Source organism: Vibrio sp. 1401 (assembly GCF_033340295.1).
The window spans coordinates 1-582 of sequence record NZ_JAWOWF010000609.1 but is presented as its reverse complement, the minus strand read 5'-3'; the positions used below and the strand labels follow the sequence as shown (position 1 = coordinate 582).

General features: G+C 48.5%; 1 protein-coding gene. It reads right to left on the bottom strand.

Features of this window, described 5'->3' with window-relative positions:
• Positions 1-581 (bottom strand): XTP/dITP diphosphatase (locus tag R7Z77_RS27105; protein ID WP_318137273.1); only part of this gene is annotated, 581 nt, incomplete at its 3' end.
• Position 582: the final 1 nt, after the last annotated feature.

Here is a 582-nt window from a genome sequence, read left to right as displayed (position 1 = left end):
TGCGCTGATAACTGAGCAAACAGTGATTTCAGTGCTTTACCGCGGTGAGACAACTGCTTTTTACGTGCCGGCTCTAGCTCTGCTGACGCACAGTTATCTTCTGGTACGAAGAAGATAGGGTCGTAACCAAAGCCATTTTCGCCATGTGCTTCAGTCAGAATGCGACCTTCCCATTTGCCATGACAAACGATAGGCGTTGGATCGTTTTCGTGACGCATCAATACCAATACGCAGTGGAAACGCGCGGTACGCTCTGCTTCTGGCACGCCTTCCATTGCGGCTAGCAATTTCTCTAAGTTTTCTTGGTCAGAGGCTTTTTCGCCTGCGTAACGTGCTGAGTAGATACCCGGTGCACCTTTTAGGAAATCGACTTCCAGACCAGAATCATCTGCAATCGCTGGTAAGCCAGTTTCTTGCGCGGCATGGCGAGCTTTAATGATTGCGTTCTCAATGAATGTGGTGCCCGTTTCAGCAACTTCTGATACGTTGAATTCACTTTGCGCTAATACTTCAAAACCGAAGTCAGACAGTAGATCTGCCATCTCGCGAACTTTGCCTTGGTTGCCTGTTGCTAGCACAATT